This is a genomic window from bacterium, assembly GCA_040757115.1.
Taxonomy (GTDB): Bacteria; UBA9089; CG2-30-40-21; order CG2-30-40-21; family SBAY01; genus JBFLXS01.
The window spans coordinates 1-21843 of sequence record JBFLYA010000046.1 but is presented as its reverse complement, the minus strand read 5'-3'; the positions used below and the strand labels follow the sequence as shown (position 1 = coordinate 21843).

Sequence of the window (21843 nt, the reverse complement as noted above, 5' to 3'; positions counted from 1 at the left end):
GAAATTTCGTAACACAAATGCGTTTGGGGGTGGGTCAATTTTCATTGCCAAATTTGATGGATTATTGGAGCCCCCTGGGTCAATTTTCAATTGCCAAAAATGGCTCAGTTTTCAATTGCCATTGACAGAAATGAAATACCCTGATAACAGAAGTCCTCTTTTGTATTCATTACTCCCCTCCTAAAGAATTTAGACTTACTTCTGTTATCTTTATCGACTTATTTTATCCAAAACATTAGGCCCTCTCACGCTACTACCAAATCCATAACTCCCTAATTCTACACCCTCCTTTGATGTCAAGTTCCAATTTTATATCTCTTTTCCTACTTTGGCAAGTTCTATCTCTCCATTACTAAATAAAACCTGCATTAAATCCCAATCTTATTTGCAACGCTCTCAGTTTGTATTATTTTTTTAAAAAATATCATATACTATAACAAACAAGGTGGAGACAAACTGATGAGTTATATTAAAAGACAACTTGGGTTAAGAATTTTTGAATTAAGGAAACAAATGAATATGAGTCAATCTAAACTTGCTGAACTCACTGACTTTAGTGATAACTTTATTGGACTAATAGAAAGAGGTCAACGGGCTCCTTCTCTAGAAGGACTTGAAAAAATTGCTTCTGCCTTAAAGGTTGAGATTAAAGAGCTTTTTTCTTTTTCTGGGGCAGCAGAAAAGAATATTAAGGAGGAACAGCTCATTAGTAAAATCAGTGCTTTCCTGCGAAAAAGAGATATTGAAGAAATAAAAATGATATATGATGTGGTAAGGAGAATTTTTGAGAGATGAAAGGTAAGAAATTTGCAGAGGGAAATAAAGCGAGTTGTAAGAAAGGAAAACACGAGGAAGATGTTAAGACTACCCCGCAAAAGGAAAGGAGGAATGGGCACTTTAATTTAAAATGTAACTATTCAGTAAAAAGAAGGATGATGGAGAAAGATTACAGATAAGATTTAAGGCAACTATTCAGCCACAGATGGACACGGATGAAACACTGAAAATTCGTAAATCGTGTCCGTTTTCCGTGTCCGTAATTAGGCTGAAGGGTTTTTCTCCTGTTGTCCTCTGCCCTCTGCCTTCTGCCCTCTGCTATTCATCCGTGCTAATCCGTGTTAATCAGTGGCTGAATAGTTACCGAATTTGCTCAACACGACACTATGACTTCATCTGATAATCGCTATCTTGCCTGTTTTTTTCATCCCTTTATCATTGGTGATGAGATAAATATAGATACCGCTGGGAACATCCCGTCCATAAGCATCTTTTACATCCCAGGGATAACTGGTTGAGGCATCGTGAATTTCCTTTATCAAACTTCCAGAGATGTCATATATTCTGATATAGGTATTTACAGGCAAACCATCGAATATAATTTCCCTATCCCCACGAATAGGTTTGAACGGATTGGGATAGACAACAATGAGATTAAGATTTTCAGGGATAATCTGTCCAAGTAACATATAGATACCAAATCGCGGCACATAGGCACTAACAATATTTTTATAAGGATGAACTGTCGAACAACCTTCGACTTCTATCCAACGGATAGGACTTGCCGTCTCTAATTTATATATTTTAAGTGACATCTCAGGTATTTTTGCATCAGGCACATCAACAAACTCATCTTGATTTTCATCTAAATAAGGCAGGGAAATCAAAATAAAAGAATCAGTCCCCACTTCTATCGGCTTATTATCTTTATTATATGGCTGAAATAACCGTAATGAATCTGCTATCCCCTTCACTGTAGGGTCATGGGATAACAATGAATTGGCTATATTTATCTCCATTGCTTCTTCCTCAGGTTCTTTATCAATAACGATGTAAAAATCTGTTGGCAAAATCCCTCTCGGTATCTCAATAGATGTATTCTCCTCTACAAGAGTTATGTTTAAATCATTATCGATGAGGGTAGTAAATAGATTACTTATCCCGGTCTTATTTGAAGAAATAACGGTAATTCTGATATTAGGTTTTGCCTTTGAGATAGTTACTGAACCTGCCCATTTGCCTGAAATACAAGAGCCTTCATCAGGCTCAATCGTGCCCGTATCATCTGTCAGGCTAAAAGTCCCATTAAAATCTGTGTTGATATTTCCATAAACATCTTCCGCAGTGATGACAATAGGAATTTGAGAATTAATCAATTGCGACAGACCAATCTCACTTATTTTAAGGTGGTCAAAAACATTGGCTTGAACACTAAAAAGATTACTTGTGCCTTTCACTGTATCTCGAACCGTGAGAAATACATTTTCTGCCGAGTTTAGCAAAGTTATTGTCCCTGTCCATATCCCATAGGTAAGATTAACTGCATTCGGAGATATTTTGCCAGAAGAAATGGTCAAAATCACACTTCCGGTATAATCAATAATATTTCCGTAGGCATCCTGGGCAGTAATTGTGGCGGCAAATGGCACACCGGCGATTTGTGGAGAAGAAATAGTGCCAATTTGAAAACAGGTATGTGTGCCTGGTAAAATAGTAATAGTCGCAAAGGCTAATACTTGATTTAACTGGTATTTTAACCTGCCACAACCGGCTTTTAAACCTGCAGTAAATTTTGTCCATGTGCCCATAGATGGAGAAATATTACCTATTCCATTCTCTATTTCCCAAAACCCCCCTTCGATTACCTGCTCATTTTCATATTTGTCATAGCCGGTAGCGAAAAATATTTTACTTTCTCCAACAACCATTGTGGTTATTGACGGCGTAATGATTATATAACTTAAGGTGCCACTTTCCACAGTAATCGTGGCATAGCCAATAATTGGCCCGTAACTTGCGGTTAATGTTCCGGTAGTGAGTATAATTCCAGCTTTAAATAATGTCCATCTGCCTACCGAAGGATTAACATTGCCAATTATTGTCTGCCAGGTGTAATCTAATCCGAGTATCTCATTCTCATATTTATCAAATCCAGAGGCATTAAACTGACATTCATCTTCTATCCCTAATACCTTCTCCGGTGGGCTAATGACGATTTTATTGAGGGCATCCGGGTTAACAGAAAAGGTATTACTTGTTCCGTTCTTACCATTTGAGGTAGCAAAAATACAGGTAGTGCCTGCTCTGGTTATACTCACCGTCCCTTGCCATAAACCTTGTTTAAAATTATCGGTTAATGTGCCTATAAGGGTATTTGAAATATCCTGTAATTTAACTTTATCATTATAATTGGTGATGTTCTCATAAATATCCCTGGCAATAATGGTAATTCCAAATCCCTGTCCTGCAATCTGGTCGGTAATCGTGGCAAAGGAGAAATGGTCTAAATCTGCCGGGCTAACCCAGAAATCATTACTTGTGCCCTGTTTATTGTCAATAAAGGCAATAATCGTTGTTGTGCCTGATTTAGTTGTCGTCACGGTTCCTTTCCAAAATCCATTGGTAAAAGGATTAGTTTGATAGGGTAAAATATTTAGATAGGCAATACCCGTGTAAGTAGCAATGTTTTTGTAGGCATCAAAGGCTGTAATCTCAATCTCAAATTCAATCCCTGCCTGTTGAGAGGAGATAGTCCCGAAGGCAAAGTGGTCTAAGACAGCTGGTCTAACAAAGAATTGATTACTTGTACCGGAGATAAAGTAATTAATGAACCCCGAACAGTAAACAGTGGTTGTGCCTGCTTTTGTTATGGTTAGCGTGCCTTCGTAGATACCTTGAGTAAAGGTAATTTGGGAGGTAGTTTCTGCCTTTAAATCCGCAGTTTGACTGTATGTGGCTATATTCCCATAGACATCCAGAGCCGTTATTTTAATCGTAAATGGCTGACCGGCGATTTGTGAGGTAATCGTGCCAATGGTCAACTGAGAAAATTCAGCTGGATTTACCCAAAAAGGATTACTGGTGCCAGACTTACTCTCAAATAAAGCAAATATGGAAGTCGTCCCTGCTTTTGTTATCGTCACAGATGCCTGCGAGATACCGGCGGTAAATGTCGCTATCCCGGGGAATGTGTCCGTCAAACTAACCGTTCCGTTAAAATTAACAAGATTCTCAAAAACATCTACGGCTTGAATTTGAATCTGAAATTCTTGACCTGCGGTTTGTGTGGTGATGGTCTGAAATGTAAAATGGTCAATCACCGCAGGATTAACAATGACAGATTGAGTCCCAGCTACCCAGACTCCATCTTTGACTATAATCGTATGTGTTCCAACCAATGTATCTAAATAATAAAATCCACCTGTATCGGTTCCTGAGGCAAGTGTGATAGTATTTGTAGGTAGCCAGGGAGATTTGGTCAGAGAGAATTGACCCTTTAAACTCGAACTCAAAAGTTGAATCTGGACATCAGCTTGAGTCGGTGATGGATTACCAAATTCATCCTGTGTCTGAAAAAGAATGAAGGCAGTGGAACTGCCCGCGGTAATAGTCTGAGTGGATGTAACAAAAACTAATTTATTTATTGGTGCCGGGCTAACAAGAAAAGAATTGCTTATGCCTGTTTTATTTTCAGCTAAAACCTTAATCGTGGTTGTGCCGACTTTAGTAATCAGCACATTGCTACTCCAATTACCTGCACTAAAAGGTGTTGTTTCAGAAGGAAAGATGGTCATCGAGTCATCTGTCAATGTCGCCGTGCCACTATATTCAAAAATGTCATTGTGGGCATCGAGGCTACTGATAAAAATCTCAAAACCTTTCCCGGCTATTTGTGAGGTAATTGTGCCTATGGTAAAATGGTGTAACGCCTTGAGGAAGAAATAATTAATCCCAACCATTGTTGAAATACTTCCATACGCCGTAATCGTTATCGTTGCGGAGGGCTGGGCAGGAGCAGTAAAAATCGCCGTAAATGTTCCCAGAGGACTGGATTTAATCATCATCACCGTAATAACGCCCCCAAAACTTATTCGAATTTCCTCCTCTGTAAATCCTTCACCAGTAATCGTGATAGGAATTCCTATTGTCCCGGCAACAGGTGAAACAGAGGTAATCTTGCCACAATAACCTTCAAAATCAAAATTATCATAATGAGTATTTAAAGGTTTAATTGTTCTTGGATAAAATACATATTCGGTTTTAGATGGAGTAATGGTATAAGTTCCCCCTGGTGTGCCTTTAAATTCATAATAACCATTTGCACCCGTAGTAAATATATCAAAGGTAGTGCCAGAAAGTGTCATCAGAACACCTTCAATCGGCGTTTTATTTGAAAAACTAACAACTTTACCCCGAATAAGATATTCTTCTTTCGCCTCTAATTCAAAAAGGGCTAATAAAGCCTCAAGACAGACAAAGGCATAAGGATTTGTCCAATCAAATCCAAAACAACCTACGGTTTGACTTTTTATCTCTTTATTTTGATAATTCAGGATTTTATTTTTTTTTAATGTGCTGGCAAATTCAAAATCACCAAGTATAAAGGCTAATCTGGCGATAATTGAATAAACAGCAATATCTTCATATTCAACACTGTGTATTCCGGTATTAATATCATATTGCCCATAAATTTTTCCATAAGTATTATACTCGTTTTTGGCAAAATCCAGGAATTTTGTCGAGGCGGTTCTACATTCCTGGTCTGCGGTAATCTTCCAGTAGCGGGCTAAATTCTCCGCAGTCCACGCCGAATGAATCATATTAATAAAACTGTTTTCCATCCCATAATATTGGTTTTGGTTTGAAGTGTATTTGTGGTAAAATAAACCTGAGGTGGTCGTCCCACCAAGCATAATATTTTTGTTAGTCTGAAGGATTGTTTCCCAGCCAGTATCAAACTCAGTTAATCTTTTTATCGTGGCAAGGTCAATATAACTTAAAACAACATCCTGACTAATGTTTTCCAGACCATCATTCCAGGCGAAATAATCCCGCAATTCATTTCCTTCGATATTATGGCTTTTTAGTCCAGCGGCAAGTAATCTGGCATAATTTAAATAATTTTCATCTCCAAAGTTATCATAGGCTAAAAGTAATCCTCGAATAGCCCGCAGGTCATCAATGGCTGCATTAGCGTAACTACCACCATTATTTTCCCACCATTCACTATTTGGTTTCAATTTCCAGACTAAAACATCTTTTGGGGAGAGATGATTATCTATTAAAATCTCAAATTGTTCATCAAAAAATGCCTTATCATTGGTAGCGGCGGCATAAAGTAGTGCTTGACTGGTTGCCTCTGAAGGGACTTCATGATTGACACCGTCTGTCTGGCTTGGTTGGGCAGTATTCATAAATTGTGCCTGGATACCTCCCCAGGGAATCAGCATCCTCGAATCTATAAAATTCTGGCAAAGTTCTTGAGGTTGATTGATAAGTGGTTGAATCTCCTCAACCTCTGCAAGTCTATTTTCCGCAAGCAGATAAAAGCCGGCATCCTCAACATCCCATGGTGAAGGATAACCTTGATTGATGACATTAGCCATAATGGAATCTTGATATAATTCGGTATTGGTTGTATCTGCCATTAAACTTGCCGCATAACTAACTTCAGCATAAAAATCTGTATCAGGTGGGAAATGGCTAAAGGTTTGATAAAGTCCCCCACTTATGGAATCCTCTGGTAGATTAACATTATTCAAGATGGTATGTAGTTGTGAAACGGCATCTGGATAAACGGTCGCCCAATTACACGCTGTTTTATTCCCTAAATTATCTTTTTCCCAATAATACGAATTAGCGTTCCATAATTCTGTATTTATGGCTTGTTTTATAGATTCTGCTCCGCTATTAAAAAGATCACGCTGAGTAAGATTATCATCAAAATCAAGGTCAAAATAAAGGCTGGCTAAATCTTTTAACCCGTGATAGGATTCTGCATTATTTATCAATAATTTTCGCTCCCCACCATTATTTGTATTTGTCCATATTAAATAATCATTGAAGTCTTGAAGCACAAAAAGCAACCATATTCCCATCTCATTAAGTTGGCTTTGATAATTTTTTAAGAAATCAACATCGAAAGTTGCCTGATAATATTTTTTTAATAGAGAAAAGAAGGTGACAAGATTTCTATCCTCTGCTTCAGCTGGATAGATGGATATTTCAGTGTCACTTTGCACTAAATAATCATATATTGTTCCCCACTCAAGGTGTGCGAAAAACCATTCTATCCACTTTTTGACTATTCCTTCATAGCCGCCTTTTTCAAGTAGTCCCATCGCCGCAATATTTGCCTTATAAGGGATGATTTTTGTTTGAAAATCATCGGTGCAGATAGCCCCCGTAGTCCGCTGGCAGGTGATAATCCAGCTTGCCACATCTAATTCATCACGGATGTTAGATTCTCCAGGACTGCCTTTTAAATTAAGACTTGCATCCCAGTTCAAATCATCCACACCACCTACTTCGCTATCGCCAACATTGGTAAGAGAAAGGCTTTTTCGCTCAAGGGTTCTTCCTGTGTCGTTTGCATCACCATTATCCCACTCCAAATTGTAGGTCAGGGAATCTTGATAAGATTTATCATCTGCCTTAAGATGAATGAGCAGGTCTTCTTCAGGAATATAACTATTTCGCAGGATTAAATTATCTCCAGCATCGATAATAATCGTAGATGGTGGTGTGGTTGTGTATATTTGTTTAAAACTGGCGGTATCAGTCCGGGCAATGATTAAATATCCATTTGCAGGAATAGTTGTTCCAGCAGGGATAATAAATTCATTATAGATAGAGATAAATGCCCAATTACTTACATCCACCGCAGTTGCAGTATTATTATATAATTCGACAAATTCTGCATCTGTATCTGTTCCAGCAGGATTCGGGTTAATTTCATTGATAAATATTCCTTTCTGATTAATATTTGACCAGATATTTAATCCCTGTTGTCTTGCCCAGATTTCTACATCTTCCCAGGCAGGGAATTTGATAATATCGTTAAAGATAAACATCCGAACAGCTAACCCTTGTTCAAGGAGTTTAAGATTGAATATCTCGTCATCCTTAACCACAACCGCTAACAATCTACCATAGTCATCCCATTGTTGAGTGGGGTTTTTAGAATAAAATAATTGGATGGGTTGAGTTGATAATGTTTGAGAGGCAAAATCTTTTGCGGTTTGAGCAAAAGGCTCATCCATAAGTTCTGGAGTGTCAATACTTAATAATCGAACCGTAGTTTCCGTGCCAGACATTTCAACCTTAATGGTATCTCCATCAATAATTGATGTGACTGTGCCACTGATTTGAGTCGCACTCCCAGGATTAAGGAAATCACTTAACGAGGCAGTGGATTCCTTCGCCAATAGAAGTAATATTGCCAGAATAATCACTACTCGTTTCATTAAATAAGATTATATCAAATATAGAAATAGATGTCAAATAAAATTCCACCTGTGCGATTAGACTAATTCATCGCAGAGACGCAAAGGAAAAATAAATGTAAAATGTAAAATAGGAAATGAAAAATGGGAAATTTTAGGACTTCGCAAGACTCATTACCTTTCAGTTATACATTTTCATTTTACATTTCTCATTTTACATTATCCATTTTACATTTAACCGCACAGGTCGATAATTCGTAACCGTTCAGGTAGTCCTTTACCGCAGAGACGCAAGAGTTCGCAGAGAAGACATAGAAATAAATTAGAGCACATAAAAGGTAACCGTTCAGCCTTGCCCATCAAACTGGACAATATTAACTCAAAACTCAAATGTCAAAAGTCAAATCTACAACTCAAAACTTAAAACTGATGTCCTCATTCAACCACTGATGGACACGGATTAACACAGATAGAATAGGGCTTCACGAAATTCCCTCACCCAAATATAGAAAAGATTAGAGGTGGAGGACAGATATTCCCCCTTAATAAAGGGGGTTAGGGGGTTGTAAGTATATAAAGGGGGTTAGGGGGTTGTAAGTATATAAAGGGGGTTAGGGGGTTGTAAGTATGAAGATTCATTACAATCCGAAATTGAAAACTTACGCCAGAGAACTTAGAAAGCAAGGGGTTTTATCGGAAGTATTGCTTTGGAAGTATTTGAGAAGCAGAAAGATGAATGGCTATCAGTTTATGAGACAAAAGCCTATTGGGGAGTATATTGTTGATTTTTATAGTGATAGGAAATCGCTTCCTGAATGTTTTGACTCTTTATTTCATCTTTGTCCCTGCTGAATCCTTTCCAATATCTCTTTTCTTTTCACCTTTCTTGTCGAAGTTTTAGGTAACTCTCCTTTCCATATCTCAAAATCCACGATCCGCTTATAATCGGCTAAGATCGAACAATATTTTTTTATCTCCTTCTCAACGAGTTTTTTTATCCCTTCCTCATCTTTTTCTTTAAAATAGTCATAATCAGGCACAACCACCGCATAAACCTCTTCTCCACCTTTCCTGCCTGGTTTTCCGATAACACATATCTCTTTGATACAGGGGCTTTTTAAGATTTCTTCTTCAACTTCTTCCGGGTGAATTTTCTTACCGCCAGCGGTTACGATAAGATTTTTTAGCCTGCCTTTAATGTATAAAAATCCATCCTTATCAATCTCACCTATATCTCCGGTATGAAACCAACCATCTCTTATTGCTTCTTGTGTCAGGGCAGAGTCTTTGAAGTATCCCTTCATTAAATGGGGTCCCTGAATAAGTATTTCTCCTTCATCACTAATTTTTACATTTACTTCTGGTAAAGGTTTTCCAACAGAGCCAGGGCGATTTTCCTTAAATGTATTAGCTGAGGTTACAGGTGAGGTTTCACTAAGTCCATAACCTTGAAGCACAGGTATGCCCATTAATTGGAAATTCGTGGCTATTTGTGGGTCAAGTGGTGCACCACCACTAATAAAACACCGTAACCTACCACCAAATCCCAAATGAACCTTTTTAAAAAGCAGGTATCTGATGGTATTCCATTTCCCTAAATATTTTGACAGCACTAAAATCATCTCAAATGATTTTTTAATATGGATTGGGGATTTTTCAATCTCTTTCATCACATTTTTGTAAAACATCTGTAATATCAAAGGCACAACAATCATAATTGTGGTCTGGGTTTGTTTCATAGTCGAGATGATTTCTGCAGGTTTTAAACTCCGCAGATAGGTAATGGATGAGCCACCGTGAAGTGGTCCTAAAAATCCACAGATAAGTTCATAGGCATGATTTAATGGCAAAATAGAGAGGAAATTATCCTTAGCTCCATATTTGAGCATTTTACCAAAGGAGGAAATTTGAAAAAAAAGATTCTGATAAGTCAGTTCTACACCTTTAGGATTGCCGGTAGTCCCTGAGGTGTAAATAATTACCGCAGTATCGTTTAGTTCTATGGCACGGTGTTTAAGTTCTCCTTCAACAGACTTTAACTCTTTTAAAGAAAGAATATCTTCCCCTATCTTTTCATCCAGGGATATGACCATTCTAATTTTAGTTTTTAGAGTTTTGATGAGGTCAATAAATCTGGCAGAGGCGAAGATATATTCTGCCTCACAATTATTGAGGATGTAAGTCAATTCTTTTTCTTTTAGTTTGATGTCGAGCGGCACAACGATTGCCCCGGAAAAGATAATGCCAAAGAAGGCAATTGCCCATTCGGGTCTATTTTCAGAAAGGATTGCAATTCTGTCTCCTTTTTCAACCCCTGATTTAATCAATGTCGATGAAACATCAAAACTTCTATTATTTAGTTCAAGATATGATAAACTATGAAACCCTGTATCTCCTTTTATCTGAAGGGCTATTTTTTCACCATATTTCTTCAGAGTATCTATTATATCTTCAATACTATTTAACCCTTTGAGCATTCTACTTCTCCTGAAAATAAGAAAGTAGAGAGTAGAGAGTAGAAAGTAGAAAGTAAAGAAAACACCACTCCTCACGCTTATCTCCCCATCTTCCACCTTCTATCTCCTACCTACTATTCTCCTGAAAATAAGAAAGTAGAGAGTAGAAAGTAGAAAGTAAAGAAAACATCATTCCTCACGCTTATCTCCCCATCTTCCACCTTCTATCTCCTACCTACTATTCTCCTGAAAATAAGAAAGTAGAGAGTAGAAAGTAGAAAGTAAAGAAAACACCACTCCTCACGCTTATCTCCTTACCTCCTACCTTCTATCTCCTACCTACTATTCTCATCTTCATTTGTGAACTAATGGTTCATGACCGTTCTCCTGAAAATAAGTGTCAGTGTCAGTTAAGGAATTGAAACCTTTCTTCATTGACACTCACACTTCCGGGGTTAGGGGATTCTTTTATTCCCGAGTCCCGAGCCCCGAGTCCCGAGTCCCGAGCCCCGAGTCCCTTTAATAAACTAATCACTTTTCTTTTTGCCGTATATTTTTAGCAGATATACTGCTAAAAACTGTTTTTGGAGGTAGTTTTTCATTTTTACGGATGACTGAGCAAATATCTATGATTGACGAATCCCCAATTTCTACACCAGGCAAGATGATAGAATTTAATCCTACCGTTACCTTACTTCCGATTTTCACAGGTTTAAGTTTTAATCTTCCCCTTTCTGCCACATGACAAATCAAGACAGCATCTCCTCCGATGACCGTATCATCGCCTATTTCTATGAGGGAGACATCTGCCAATTTTTTGGAGTTGATTTGCACCCTATTCCCTATCTTCGCCCCCATCATTCGATAAAACAGGATATTTAACGGTGTCAGCATCATAAAGTCCATAAAGGTAACATTGACCAGTAAGACAAAGGCATTGGTAAATGCCCATTTCATTGCCCCAATGGAGAAATAAGGATATTCGCCTTCCTTTAACTTTAATCTAAATATGACTCGACAAAGCCCAATGACAAAGATTAGAGTAATTCCGTAGATAAAATAGGTGGCGGCTAACGATAGGGAAATACTTAATATCCTTAAGGGAAGGATTAATCCGGATGAGTTTTGCCAGATAATAAAAGTAAGAGATAGTCCCGGCAATAAACATATTCCCACAAACACCGTTCCCAGGAGATACATAAATAATGTAAAGCCAAGTTGTATTAATGTCATTTCATTGTTTCCTTAAACCATTCAAGACAGATATTTCTGAATTCTTTCGGGAATTTTGTATATAAGTCTTCCGCATGGGCGGCATTTTCAAAGATAATTAGTTTTTTGGGTTCTTTAGCCTTTTCATAAAGCTTTTGGCTATGAGAAACATCAAATACCCAATCTTCTGTTCCGTGTAAAAAGAGGATGGGTATTGGCGAGATTTTATCAATAACATCTATCGGGTCGTTTTTGGGTAAAAATACATTTCCGATTTTAGCCCTTTTGTAACAATCATTGAAATGTCTTTTTACACTATTAAATGCCTCCTTTTCCCAGAATCTGAAATTTCCCTTTAAAATCCCTGTAAATGAACTAATTAGAATAAGAGAATCAATATTTTTATAGTCAGCAGTTTCCAAAATAGCTGTGCCTGCACCGAGAGAAAAGCCAATCACACCCACCTTTTCATGGGTTTTGCGGGCATAATCCACTACTGCTTTTAAATCATAAGGTTCTAATGCCGTTAAGGTGCATTTACCCCCACTTCTCCCATGCCCTCGCAAATCCATATTAATGACATCATATTCCTCCTCAAATTCCCTGCTGATACTGGTAAATACAGGAGAATCTTTGTATTCATTAATCCCATGGCAGATAATAATGACCTTATTTTTCCCGCTATTTAATTCATTAAAGGCAATTTTAATCCCATCTGGGGTTTTGACTTTAATTTCCTTGTATCCTTTTGGAAGTTTAGAAGCCCCTTTACAGGGGGTGAAGAATAGAGATATTAATTGTAATAAAGATTTCGTATCCATAATTCATTTTTAGTATATCACATTCATGCTTAAAATGCAAATGATTTTTTGGTAATCGTCAGGATATAGCCACAGAGTCACAGAGAACACAGAGGAAATATATAACCACGAATGAACACAAATACAATAAAGATTTGTAACCGTTCAGGTTATACATTAGAAGTGTAAGAAGGAAGATAAGGGGATTGGGGAGATGTGGAGATTATAAATTTCCTGGATAATTGGGCAAAATGGTTATGCAAAAAGACTAACTTTTATAACCCCTAAACCAAACCAGCTTCCTAACCCTAATCCTTTCACCAAAAACTCCTAAATATATCCCCTTATCTCCTTTATCTCCATATCTCCTTTTCTTACACCACCTGAACGCTTACAAAGATTTGTACTGCGAGGCGTTAGATTCGCTTCTGGCAAGCCAAAAGGCGAACTTAAAGCTTCGCACTACATTTATGGGATGTCAGAGGTTAATTCGTATCCATTTGTGGCTACTTTCCTTAATTCTCTGTGAACTCTGTGTCTGTGTGGCTGAACGCTTACGAATTTTAAAATGGCAAAATCCCCTTGAAAAATCTATAAACTAACCACAAGTCCCAAATTGTGAACGCTCCCCCACTGCCCCATTACACACTACCAAAAATTTCTGTTGACTTTTTGCAAAAAATAAGGTAATCTATAATTAACTAATAAATTTTTTAAAGAAATGGAGGGAATAAAAAGTGATAGAACAAATGAAGGTAGTAGGAATAGCGGTTGATAATAATAATATGCCTATTATTATTTTGAAAAATGAGGATGGGCAAAAAGCACTTCCAATTTGGGTGGGTATATTTGAGGCACAGGCAATACTTTTTGCATTAGAAGGAATACTTCCACCACGACCACTAACCCATGATTTATTGAAATCAGTTATTGAAACTATGGGTGGAGAGGTCGATAAAATAGTAATTACGGCACTTTGTAATAACACTTATTTTGCTAAAGTATTTATTAATTATGGGAACAATTTAGTTGAGGTAGATTCTCGGCCAAGTGATGCAATTGCATTAGCTTTAAGAACCGATTCACCTATTTTTGTTACAGACCATGTGATAAGCACCATTTCTATGCCCCAACATCCTATTGATGATGAGGAAATGAGAAGATTTAAAGAGGAACTTAAAAATTTAAATCCAAAGGATATATTTTAAAAGGAGTTTAGAGTTCTGCAAAAATAGGAAATTGTAGTTTTTAAGCGGGTATTTAAAACCTCTATTTTTATCAATTTCCTCCAAAGAGCAAAATGCAAAAAGCAAATATAAAAATTACATATCAAAATGTAAAATTATCTCTTTCCTTTCAGCGTTAAAATACTTGAAGCAAAGATATTACCAAATTCCTCCAACTCTTTGAGAAACCCTGCTATTTCCTTTTTGAAATTTGATTTGTAATTTTGCATTTTGATATTTAATATTTGATATTTATTTGTTGTCTCCCCCAAATCCTATTTTGCAGAACCCTAAAAAGGAGTTAATTGGGTTCACAGGGTTCAAGGTTTTGAGATTAACCGTGAATCTCCTCTTAACCGAGTAATTCTTTAGTTTTTTCTTTCTCTAAATGCCCTCCAGATTCATTAAATTGTAATTCTTCTTTTAATTCTTGTGTTGCCTTTCTGAATTCTTTCATTGCCCGTCCCAGAGCCTTACCCATTTCCGGCATCCTTTTAGGACCAAAAACAATAAGAGCAATTATAAGAATAATAATCAATTCTGACATACCAATTCCAAACATCCCTATCACCTCACAGATATAGTAGTTATTAACGAAAATTTCTCATAGAACAGATATAGCAACAGGGTTGATGGTTGATAGTTTATAGTTGATAGTTTCATAGACTATCAACCATCAACTATCAACAATACTAATGTGAACTTTTGGTTAATACTTACTATAAGAGAAAGTGAGGGTAACTATTCAGCCACTGATTAACACGGGTCAGCATGGATAAATAACACAGGAGAGTCTGTGTGCATCTATGGCTGGCTCGTTACCTGCATCCTTATTCTCCTGTTTTTTCTTTAATCTCGCCTTTTTTGTTCTCATTACTTTCTTCATCACTACCTTTAATTGCCGATTGAAATTCTTTAATCCCTTTCCCCAGGCTTTTACCTACCTGAGGTAATTTCCCTGCGCCAAAAATAACCAACACTATCACTAAAATAACCCCTAATTCTGGCAGTCCAATTGGTCCTAACATAACTTTTCACCTCCATAATCCTTTACCGCACAGACGCAGAGAAACAGAGAGGCAAATATCTTTTTTCCCTGTTTTTCGCGTTTTTCGGTGTTTAAAAAGGCTTAAAAACAGTTAGTCAAAAGTAAGTATTAAAAGATTAATAAATAACGAAAGACCCAAAATGCACAAAAAAAGGAAATTTCTGTCTCTGGTGAATAGATTTTAATTTTTTCTCTGCGTCTCTGTGGCATCTTGCTGTGAACGGTTACGAAAAAACTGATAACTGAACCTTTACAAATTAACTTACCTAAACCTTTTTGCTCGTTTGATAAAAAAGTTCATAAGTGGTTCTACATAGGATTTATTTGTCCAAATATCAATTGAATCTACGCCAATCCCGCCAAATAATTTATTAAGTTGATTTTGTTTTTTAAGATTCAATTCACGGAAAGTATTACGAAATGATATATCAGATGTATCAATTAAAACATCTTCTTGTGTTTCTGCATCTTTTAGTTCTATAAATCCCACATCTGGCAATTCTATTTCTCGTGGGTCAATAATATTAATCGCGATAACATCATGTCGTTTATTAGCAATCTTTAATGATGTTGCGTAATCTTTAGCTAAAAAATCTGAGATTAAGAATACGACTGCTTTTTTTCTGATGATATGACTTAAATATTCTAAGGCACAATTAATATCTGTTCTGGTTGCTGATGGTTTAAAATATAAAAGTTCTCTTAACACACGCAGAACATGTTTTTTACCCTTTTTAGGTGGAACAAACTTCTCAACTTTATCCGTAAAGATGATTAATCCTACTCGGTCATTATTTTTTATAGCAGAAAATGCCAGCAATGCACTTATTTCTATACCTATCTCGCTTTTCATTTGTGCGACTGTCCCAAATTTATTTGAGGAACTTGCATCTATGACGAGTATAACTGTTAATTCTCTTTCCTCACGGTATTTTTTTACATAAGGATGAGTCATTTTTGCCGTTACATTCCAATCAATATTTCTAATATCATCTCCAAATTGGTATTCGCGCACTTCAGTAAATTCTATCCCTCTACCTTTAAATACAGAGTGATACTCGCCCGCAAACATTTCACTGACTAAATTACGAGTTCTAATCTCAATCTTTTTGACCCTTTTTAAAACCTCTTTTGGAATCATATTACTTTTCCACGCTTCATTATACTAACCAATCCATAAAAAGTCAAGTAAAATGAATAAAAATATTTTAGGCTGTCTTAACTCATTGCTAATTATACCGTTATGAATATTTTAATAAAAAAGTTATAAAATTTCACTTGACAAATTTATTATTTTCTGTATAATTAAGGTCAGACCCAACCTGTGGATTTGTGAAGGGAAAATATCTTAAGAGAAACCATAAATCAATCAGTGGGAGATAAAAATAAAAAAAGGCTATTTTTCTAAGGCAGCCTTAGAAAAGGAGGTGAAAGGATAAATTGATGCAGATAATGAGATTGATAATGTCATTCTGCCTGGTAGTAGGAGTCGTTACAATTCTGTCAAGTTGTGCACCACCAGCAAAAGAAGAGGCTCCACCAGCTACTACGGTAGAAGAGGAAGCAACAGCACCTGAGGAAGAAGCAGCAACAGAAGAAGCAGAGGAAGTAAGTTCAGAAGAAACACCAGCAGAAGAAGCACCAGCTGCAAAAGAATAAGTGAGGAATACGAAAAAAAATTAAAAAAAAGGAGGAGCAAGAGGTAAAATTTGCATCTTGCTCCTTTCTTTTTTACCATTTACCAAAGATGAACATAGATAAAATAAAAATCTGCAATCCTCCCCTTTCGATAATAAAAGATTTATCTATTAAGATGAATCTCCCTCTATATCTTGTCGGAGGATATATTCGAGATTTCCTCGTAAATCGTGAGTCTAATGATTATGATTTTGCAATAAAAGGGGATGCCCTATCCTTTGCTCAAAAAGTGGCTGAAGTTTTAGGCGGAACCTTCATCCTCTTAGAAAAAGAAAGAGGAACAGCAAGAGTTGTCTGTAAATTAAAAAACCAGACACTAAATTTAGACTTTAATAATCTTAAAGGAGAAAATATATCTGAAGACCTGCAGATGCGAGATTTCACCATAAATGCCCTCGCCATAGATTTAACATCTGCAAATATTGAACTTATTGATAAAAATAATGGCGTCCAAGACCTTCAAGAAAAAATTATCCGCATTATCTCTCCCAATACATTTCAAGATGACCCATTACGAATGTTAAGAGCGGTTCGGCTGTGTTGCAAATTAGGATTTGAGATAGAAAAGGATACTTGCTCGACCATTGTTAAGTCAAAAGGATTAATTTCCAATGTTAGTGCAGAACGAATTACTAATGAAATTTATTTAATATTATCTTCAAAAAATTCAAGTTTTTTTATAACCCACTTTGATAAATTAGGATTGTTTGAAGAAATCATTCCAGAAATTATACCTTTAAAAGAGATTAAACAAAACGGCTATCATCATTTATCTGTCTTTGAACATTCCATAGCGACATTGGCTCAGTTAGAAGGTATAGTTTCAAGCCTTGAGAGATTATTTCCCGGATGGCATAATGAAATAAGAAAATATTTAAACGAGCCTATAACTAAAGAACATAACAGATTGGTTAATCTTAAGCTCATCTCATTATTCCATGATATTGGCAAATACGAAACAATGACACAAGAGATTTCGGGTAAAATCAGGTTCATAGGTCATGAAATATTGGGGGCTAAAATATCCTCAAAAATCGCCAGCAGGCTAAAATTGGGCACGAAGGAAAAAAAGATGATGGGATTAATCATTCGCAATCATATGCGTCCAGGCTATCTTATTCAAGCACCAACAATTACTAACCGTGCTCTGCATCGATTCTTTAGAGATATGGGGCAAGAGGGGATAAGTAGTTTATTACTTACATTAGCAGATAGATATGCAACCTTAGGACAAAAGGTTTCTCCGGAAGACCTGCACAAATACTACCAAACAATCAATAATATGATAGATAAATTCTATTCTCCTTCACAGACGATTATGCCGCCAAAGATACTTAAAGGCAGTGAGATAATGGAACATTTTGGACTTCCCTCTGGACCACTGATAGGTAAATTATTAAGAGAGGTAGAGGAGGCATTTGTTGATAAGAAAATTAAGAATAAGCAAGAGGCATTGGAATTCCTTGCAAGTTCACTTAAAATAATGGTAACAGTTACTTTATTTCTTTTTTATGCGTAGTGATAATATCCATATTGGTAACCATAACCATAGTGATATAGATATCTTGGGACAAAATGTTCTACATTTGTCAGAACAAATCCCAGAATTTTAGCGCGTGCGGCTGTGAGTAGTGCTTGACTTCTTAAAACTGCCTCTCGTTGTGTTCTCCATGCCTGGACAGCGAATATTACTCCATCAATATAATCGGCGATAATTCCAACATCTGTAATAGCTAAAACTGGTGGGGTATCAATAATTATGTAGTCAAATTTTGTTCTTAATTCATTTATCAATTCTTTCATTTTATATGAACCAAGTAATTCTGCAGGATTAGGTGGTCTTTTGCCACAAGGAAGAATGGTTAAATTCTCCACTTTACCAGTGTGTAATACAGATTCAATATCGGCATCATAAAGAAGGATTTCGGCTATTCCTTTATTGGAATCTATTCCCATCAATTTATGCACCATTGGTTTACGGAGGTCACAATCACATAGAAGTATTTTTTTATGAAGGTCCTGAGCCATAACTACACTTAAATTAATCGCCGTAGTTGTCTTACCTTCCTGATGTAAAGCACTGGTAACCGCAATGACGCGAGGGGGATTTTCCGGCGTAAGGCGTTGAATATTAGTTCTTAGAATGCGATACTGTTCTGCGATAGGGGCTTTAGGGTCATGATAAGTGACTATTCGAGAATCTATCCCTCCACCTTTTCTGCTACTTGCCACATACAATGAAGGCGGCGGAACAGAAATCTTCTGCCTTTTTTTCTCTCTCATTCCATTATCTTCTAACTCATCTTTTTGATGTTCCATATTAGACTTTTTTGATTTCTTGTTTAATTCATCCATTTTGGCACTCCTTCTATGTTGGTCACTGGTTAAATGGTATTTATAGCACTTATTAATCGAAATTTGACCCAGATATGGCTATGAAATTCCAAATCACAAATTCCAAATTCCATTTAGTGAATTAGTGAATTAAGCGAATTAGCGAATTAGTAAAATCTAATCTCTAATTCACTAATCTCTAATTCGCTTTTTGGTATGTGGAATTTGGTGCTTGGGATTTGGGATTTTTTACTTATCCACTCTGAGTAAAATTTGACTAATAACTGCTATAATTACCATTTACCAATCACCAGTTATCACTTACTTTACAGGATTCATTGTTAATAAAACAACAAACACAATCACTCCGACTAGACATAGAGTAAAAATTGTCACTAATACGATTCTTCTTTTCTGTTTTGCCCGCTGATTTATAAGTTCCTCAACAGTAGTTATTTTCGATATAGAGCCTAAAGAAGGGACTGCTAAAACAGATTCAGCATCTTCCAGGCTTCTGAAGGAATGGTCTGTATATTCGCCTAAGAAAACACATCCACATCCAAAAATCGACCCAATAACAAATGCTAAAAAAACCATCATATTCATATCAGGTTTAATTGGGTGTAAAGGTTCTCTTGCGGGGTCTATAATTTTAAATCTTGTTCCGCGTTCTGCCTTCTCTAATTTTTGAGAGATATTAGCTGTTTCTAATCGATTTAATAACATCGAATAAATACTTTCATTCACTCCCATATCTCTGGTTAGCCGGGTGAGTTCTTGTTCTTGACTCGGAACTATCCTTGCCCGGCTTTCATATGATGTGGCTAATTCTTGTAATTGTTTTTCTCTGGCGCTCAGAGAATCAATTAATGCCTCTGTATCGCGTAATTTCGACTCTATTTCCATATATGTTGGATTAACTTCTGTTACTTCACTACTTATTGTTGAATGTTTTTCATCTTCAATGCGTGCTTCAAGTTTTTGAATGCTATCCTTTAACGCTATTACCCATGGATGTTCATCTGTGCATTTTTTTGCCTTAAGGTCACTCAATTCTGTTTGAAGTTCAATCAATTTAGCGTTTAATTTTTCGATAACAGGATTTATTGAGGTTGTTTTAGAAGTGATAATTTTTTCTTCACTAGCCAATTGTCTTTGTAGCAATTGTTTAGTTTTATGAGCCTCTTGTAAATCAAGTCTAATTTCTAACAGAGCATCTTTAATACCAATTGCCTTAGCTAAGTTTGAGCCACCACTACCTGGCAATTCTAATAGATTTTTCTCTTTGAAGTCTTTTAATGATGCCTCTGCCTCTTCAAGTTTTTCTTGATAATGCTTAACTTGATCCGCAATAAATTTAATAGCCGAAAGTGCCTCTTCTTCCTGGCCAGAAATTTCTTCTTTAACCAAACTCTTAGTAATATAGTTGACTACTGCCTCAGCAACTTTTGGATTTGTATCTTCAAAAGATACTTGAATAAGAAATCTTGCTTTTAAAATAACTTTAATTCTCTTCTGAAGGGATTGAATATAGGCATTAATTTTAGTCTGGTCTTTGGTATAGGTACATAATTTTAATGCCTCAACCATCTCGGCTAACCTATACCAACTCGTTATTTGCTCTTTTAAGATATCCAGACGTTCCTGAATAGTAGGTGCAACAGCCATACCACTGACTAATGGTGAAAGAAGTTGCTTTTCTTCTACCACAAGCATAGCCTTAGATTCATAAATTTTAGGCATAAAGATAGCCCCTATTGTCGTCGTAAGAAATATAGTAAAAAAGGGTATTATAAATAGCCATTTCCGACGAAATATTACCTGGAGATAATCACCTATATTAACTCGTGTTGCTTTAAGTATATCCATCTCTTCTCCTTATTCCCCAATTCCTTTAATCCCTTCTATTAATCCTATAAAGGCAAGAATCCTACTAATAGGTGACGCAATTTTATCTAAACCATCACCTATTTTAGCTGGTATATTAGATGGAATATAAACTATATCCCCTGCCTGCAAATCAATATCTTCTTTCAAACATCCTTTATTTAAAATCAGTGATAGATTTACGATTTTAACTATTGGTTTAGTCGGTTGTGGTGTGATAATTCGCACTCGTCCCAGTGCCGCAGATTTAGTTGGTAAGCCGGCTTTGAGTATAGCTTCCCGTAACGATATAACCGTTCCGCCAATTGGATACTCACCCGGTTTACTTACTTCGCCTAAAATATAAATTTTTTTACTGTTATATCCTACTATCGTGACCGAAACCTGGGGAGCCATTATATACTGGGAAAACTTTTCGGTTAATATCTTTTCTAACTCCTCTTCTGTTAATCCTTCAACCATCACATCTCCCAATAGAAGAAAGGAGATATTACCTGCGGGATTAACTACCATATCACCACTTAATTCTGGATGGTCCCAGACAAAAACCTTTATGACATCATCCTTACCCAACAGGTAAGAAGTTCTATCTTTTGCCCATGAATTCTGTATTAGCACATTCAATAAAAATAATATAATAATAGTAAAAACAAAACTCCACCGCAGACTCATATCTTTTTCCTCCATTACTTTAGTAATTGGTGAATGGTTATTAGTTACCGGTTAACCGATTACTTACTTTTAATGTAACTATTCACCACGAAGAGCACGAAGGGCAGGGAGATGTTACGCTCTATGGTCTTTACTTTATCACCCCAATCTTACCTCTCTTAACCGAGCCGAGTTCATCCTTTAAAAAATAGATATAAATACCTGAGGCAACATCTTCGTTATCTTTATTCTTTAGGTTCCATTTGATTTCATTCATTCCACTCTTTTCAAATACTAATTCCCCTGCAA

At 36.4% G+C, this 21843-nt stretch carries 15 protein-coding genes and 1 pseudogene; 6 read left to right on the top strand and 10 right to left on the bottom strand.

Annotated elements, in window-relative coordinates; translation table 11 throughout:
• Window positions 1-459 precede the first annotated feature (459 nt).
• Together AB1422_05745 and AB1422_05740 are read left to right on the top strand one after the other, a co-directional pair.
• Window positions 460-795 carry a helix-turn-helix transcriptional regulator gene (locus AB1422_05745; protein ID MEW6618834.1) on the top strand — a complete coding sequence of 112 codons (336 nt, stop codon included), beginning with the start codon at window positions 460-462 and terminating at the stop codon, window positions 793-795.
• Window positions 792-956, top strand: a complete 165-nt coding sequence (locus tag AB1422_05740; GenBank protein MEW6618833.1) for a hypothetical protein — start codon at window positions 792-794, stop codon at window positions 954-956. The genes AB1422_05745 and AB1422_05740 overlap by 4 nt, the downstream gene beginning before the upstream one ends.
• A 213-nt stretch (window positions 957-1169) precedes the next feature.
• Here the strand turns inward: AB1422_05740 and AB1422_05735 are convergent, their stop codons facing one another.
• On the bottom strand, window positions 1170-8243 hold the full coding sequence (locus AB1422_05735) for a lamin tail domain-containing protein (protein ID MEW6618832.1): 7074 nt from the start codon (window positions 8241-8243) through the stop codon (window positions 1170-1172).
• 606 nt (window positions 8244-8849) lie between these two features.
• Between AB1422_05735 and AB1422_05730 the strand changes: the two are divergent.
• Window positions 8850-9020 (top strand): annotated as a pseudogene (locus AB1422_05730) (DUF559 domain-containing protein).
• A 35-nt stretch (window positions 9021-9055) separates the two neighbouring features.
• On the opposite strand, the gene AB1422_05725 reads toward AB1422_05730, so the two are convergent.
• From AB1422_05725 to AB1422_05715, 3 genes are all read right to left on the bottom strand, one after another.
• Window positions 9056-10795, bottom strand: a complete 1740-nt coding sequence (locus AB1422_05725; GenBank protein MEW6618831.1) for an AMP-binding protein — start codon at window positions 10793-10795, stop codon at window positions 9056-9058.
• A 414-nt stretch (window positions 10796-11209) separates the two neighbouring features.
• A complete protein-coding gene (locus tag AB1422_05720) occupies window positions 11210-11911 on the bottom strand; it encodes a hypothetical protein (GenBank protein ID MEW6618830.1) in 702 nt (233 codons plus the stop codon).
• Entirely contained in the window at window positions 11908-12711 is an 804-nt protein-coding gene (locus AB1422_05715; GenBank protein MEW6618829.1) for an alpha/beta fold hydrolase, read from the bottom strand. The genes AB1422_05720 and AB1422_05715 overlap by 4 nt, the downstream gene beginning before the upstream one ends.
• Window positions 12712-13427: 716 nt before the next feature.
• Here AB1422_05715 and AB1422_05710 point away from each other — a divergent pair.
• Window positions 13428-13898: a bifunctional nuclease family protein gene (locus AB1422_05710; GenBank protein MEW6618828.1), complete on the top strand. Its 471-nt coding sequence runs from the start codon at window positions 13428-13430 to the stop codon at window positions 13896-13898.
• A gap of 370 nt (window positions 13899-14268) precedes the next feature.
• Here the strand turns inward: AB1422_05710 and tatA are convergent, their stop codons facing one another.
• The 3 genes from tatA to AB1422_05695 form a co-directional block, all read right to left on the bottom strand.
• Complete coding sequence (tatA, locus tag AB1422_05705; protein ID MEW6618827.1) at window positions 14269-14478, bottom strand: twin-arginine translocase TatA/TatE family subunit; 210 nt, start codon at window positions 14476-14478, stop codon at window positions 14269-14271.
• 268 nt (window positions 14479-14746) lie between these two features.
• On the bottom strand, window positions 14747-14944 hold the full coding sequence (locus AB1422_05700) for a twin-arginine translocase TatA/TatE family subunit (GenBank protein ID MEW6618826.1): 198 nt from the start codon (window positions 14942-14944) through the stop codon (window positions 14747-14749).
• Between the two features lie 282 nt (window positions 14945-15226).
• A complete protein-coding gene (locus AB1422_05695; protein ID MEW6618825.1) occupies window positions 15227-16105 on the bottom strand; it encodes a DUF58 domain-containing protein in 879 nt (292 codons plus the stop codon).
• Between the two features lie 299 nt (window positions 16106-16404).
• On the opposite strand from AB1422_05695, the gene AB1422_05690 reads away from it, so the two are divergent.
• The gene (locus AB1422_05690; protein ID MEW6618824.1) at window positions 16405-16623 is read left to right on the top strand and encodes a hypothetical protein; all 219 of its coding nucleotides are present in this window, start codon (window positions 16405-16407) and stop codon (window positions 16621-16623) included.
• 88 nt (window positions 16624-16711) lie between these two features.
• Entirely contained in the window at window positions 16712-18181 is a 1470-nt protein-coding gene (locus tag AB1422_05685; GenBank protein ID MEW6618823.1) for an HD domain-containing protein, read from the top strand.
• On the opposite strand, the gene AB1422_05680 is transcribed toward AB1422_05685, so the two are convergent.
• The 3 genes from AB1422_05680 to AB1422_05670 all read right to left on the bottom strand — a co-directional run bounded on the left by AB1422_05680 (window position 18172) and on the right by AB1422_05670 (window position 21570).
• A complete protein-coding gene (locus AB1422_05680; GenBank protein ID MEW6618822.1) occupies window positions 18172-19017 on the bottom strand; it encodes a CpsD/CapB family tyrosine-protein kinase in 846 nt (281 codons plus the stop codon). The two genes, AB1422_05685 and AB1422_05680, sit on opposite strands and share 10 nt — an antisense overlap.
• 300 nt (window positions 19018-19317) lie before the next feature.
• Window positions 19318-20865 carry an XrtA system polysaccharide chain length determinant gene (locus tag AB1422_05675; GenBank protein MEW6618821.1) on the bottom strand — a complete coding sequence of 516 codons (1548 nt, stop codon included), beginning with the start codon at window positions 20863-20865 and terminating at the stop codon, window positions 19318-19320.
• Between the two features lie 9 nt (window positions 20866-20874).
• Window positions 20875-21570, bottom strand: coding sequence for a polysaccharide biosynthesis/export family protein (locus AB1422_05670; protein MEW6618820.1), 696 nt, complete (start codon window positions 21568-21570; stop codon window positions 20875-20877).
• Window positions 21571-21843 lie beyond the last annotated feature (273 nt).

Excerpts from the sequence above, each read along its gene's own strand:
- AB1422_05745 (MEW6618834.1), top strand. The coding sequence starts at position 460 with ATGAGTTATATTAAAAGACAACTTGGGTTAAGAATTTTTGAATTAAGG.
- AB1422_05740 (MEW6618833.1), top strand. The coding sequence starts at position 792 with ATGAAAGGTAAGAAATTTGCAGAGGGAAATAAAGCGAGTTGTAAGAAA.
- AB1422_05735 (MEW6618832.1), bottom strand. The coding sequence starts at position 8,243 with ATGAAACGAGTAGTGATTATTCTGGCAATATTACTTCTATTGGCGAAG.
- AB1422_05720 (MEW6618830.1), bottom strand. The coding sequence starts at position 11,911 with ATGACATTAATACAACTTGGCTTTACATTATTTATGTATCTCCTGGGA.
- AB1422_05715 (MEW6618829.1), bottom strand. The coding sequence starts at position 12,711 with ATGGATACGAAATCTTTATTACAATTAATATCTCTATTCTTCACCCCC.
- tatA (MEW6618827.1), bottom strand. The coding sequence starts at position 14,478 with ATGTTTGGAATTGGTATGTCAGAATTGATTATTATTCTTATAATTGCT.
- AB1422_05700 (MEW6618826.1), bottom strand. The coding sequence starts at position 14,944 with ATGTTAGGACCAATTGGACTGCCAGAATTAGGGGTTATTTTAGTGATA.
- AB1422_05695 (MEW6618825.1), bottom strand. The coding sequence starts at position 16,105 with ATGATTCCAAAAGAGGTTTTAAAAAGGGTCAAAAAGATTGAGATTAGA.
- AB1422_05685 (MEW6618823.1), top strand. The coding sequence starts at position 16,712 with ATGAACATAGATAAAATAAAAATCTGCAATCCTCCCCTTTCGATAATA.
- AB1422_05680 (MEW6618822.1), bottom strand. The coding sequence starts at position 19,017 with ATGGATGAATTAAACAAGAAATCAAAAAAGTCTAATATGGAACATCAA.
- AB1422_05675 (MEW6618821.1), bottom strand. The coding sequence starts at position 20,865 with ATGGATATACTTAAAGCAACACGAGTTAATATAGGTGATTATCTCCAG.
- AB1422_05670 (MEW6618820.1), bottom strand. The coding sequence starts at position 21,570 with ATGGAGGAAAAAGATATGAGTCTGCGGTGGAGTTTTGTTTTTACTATT.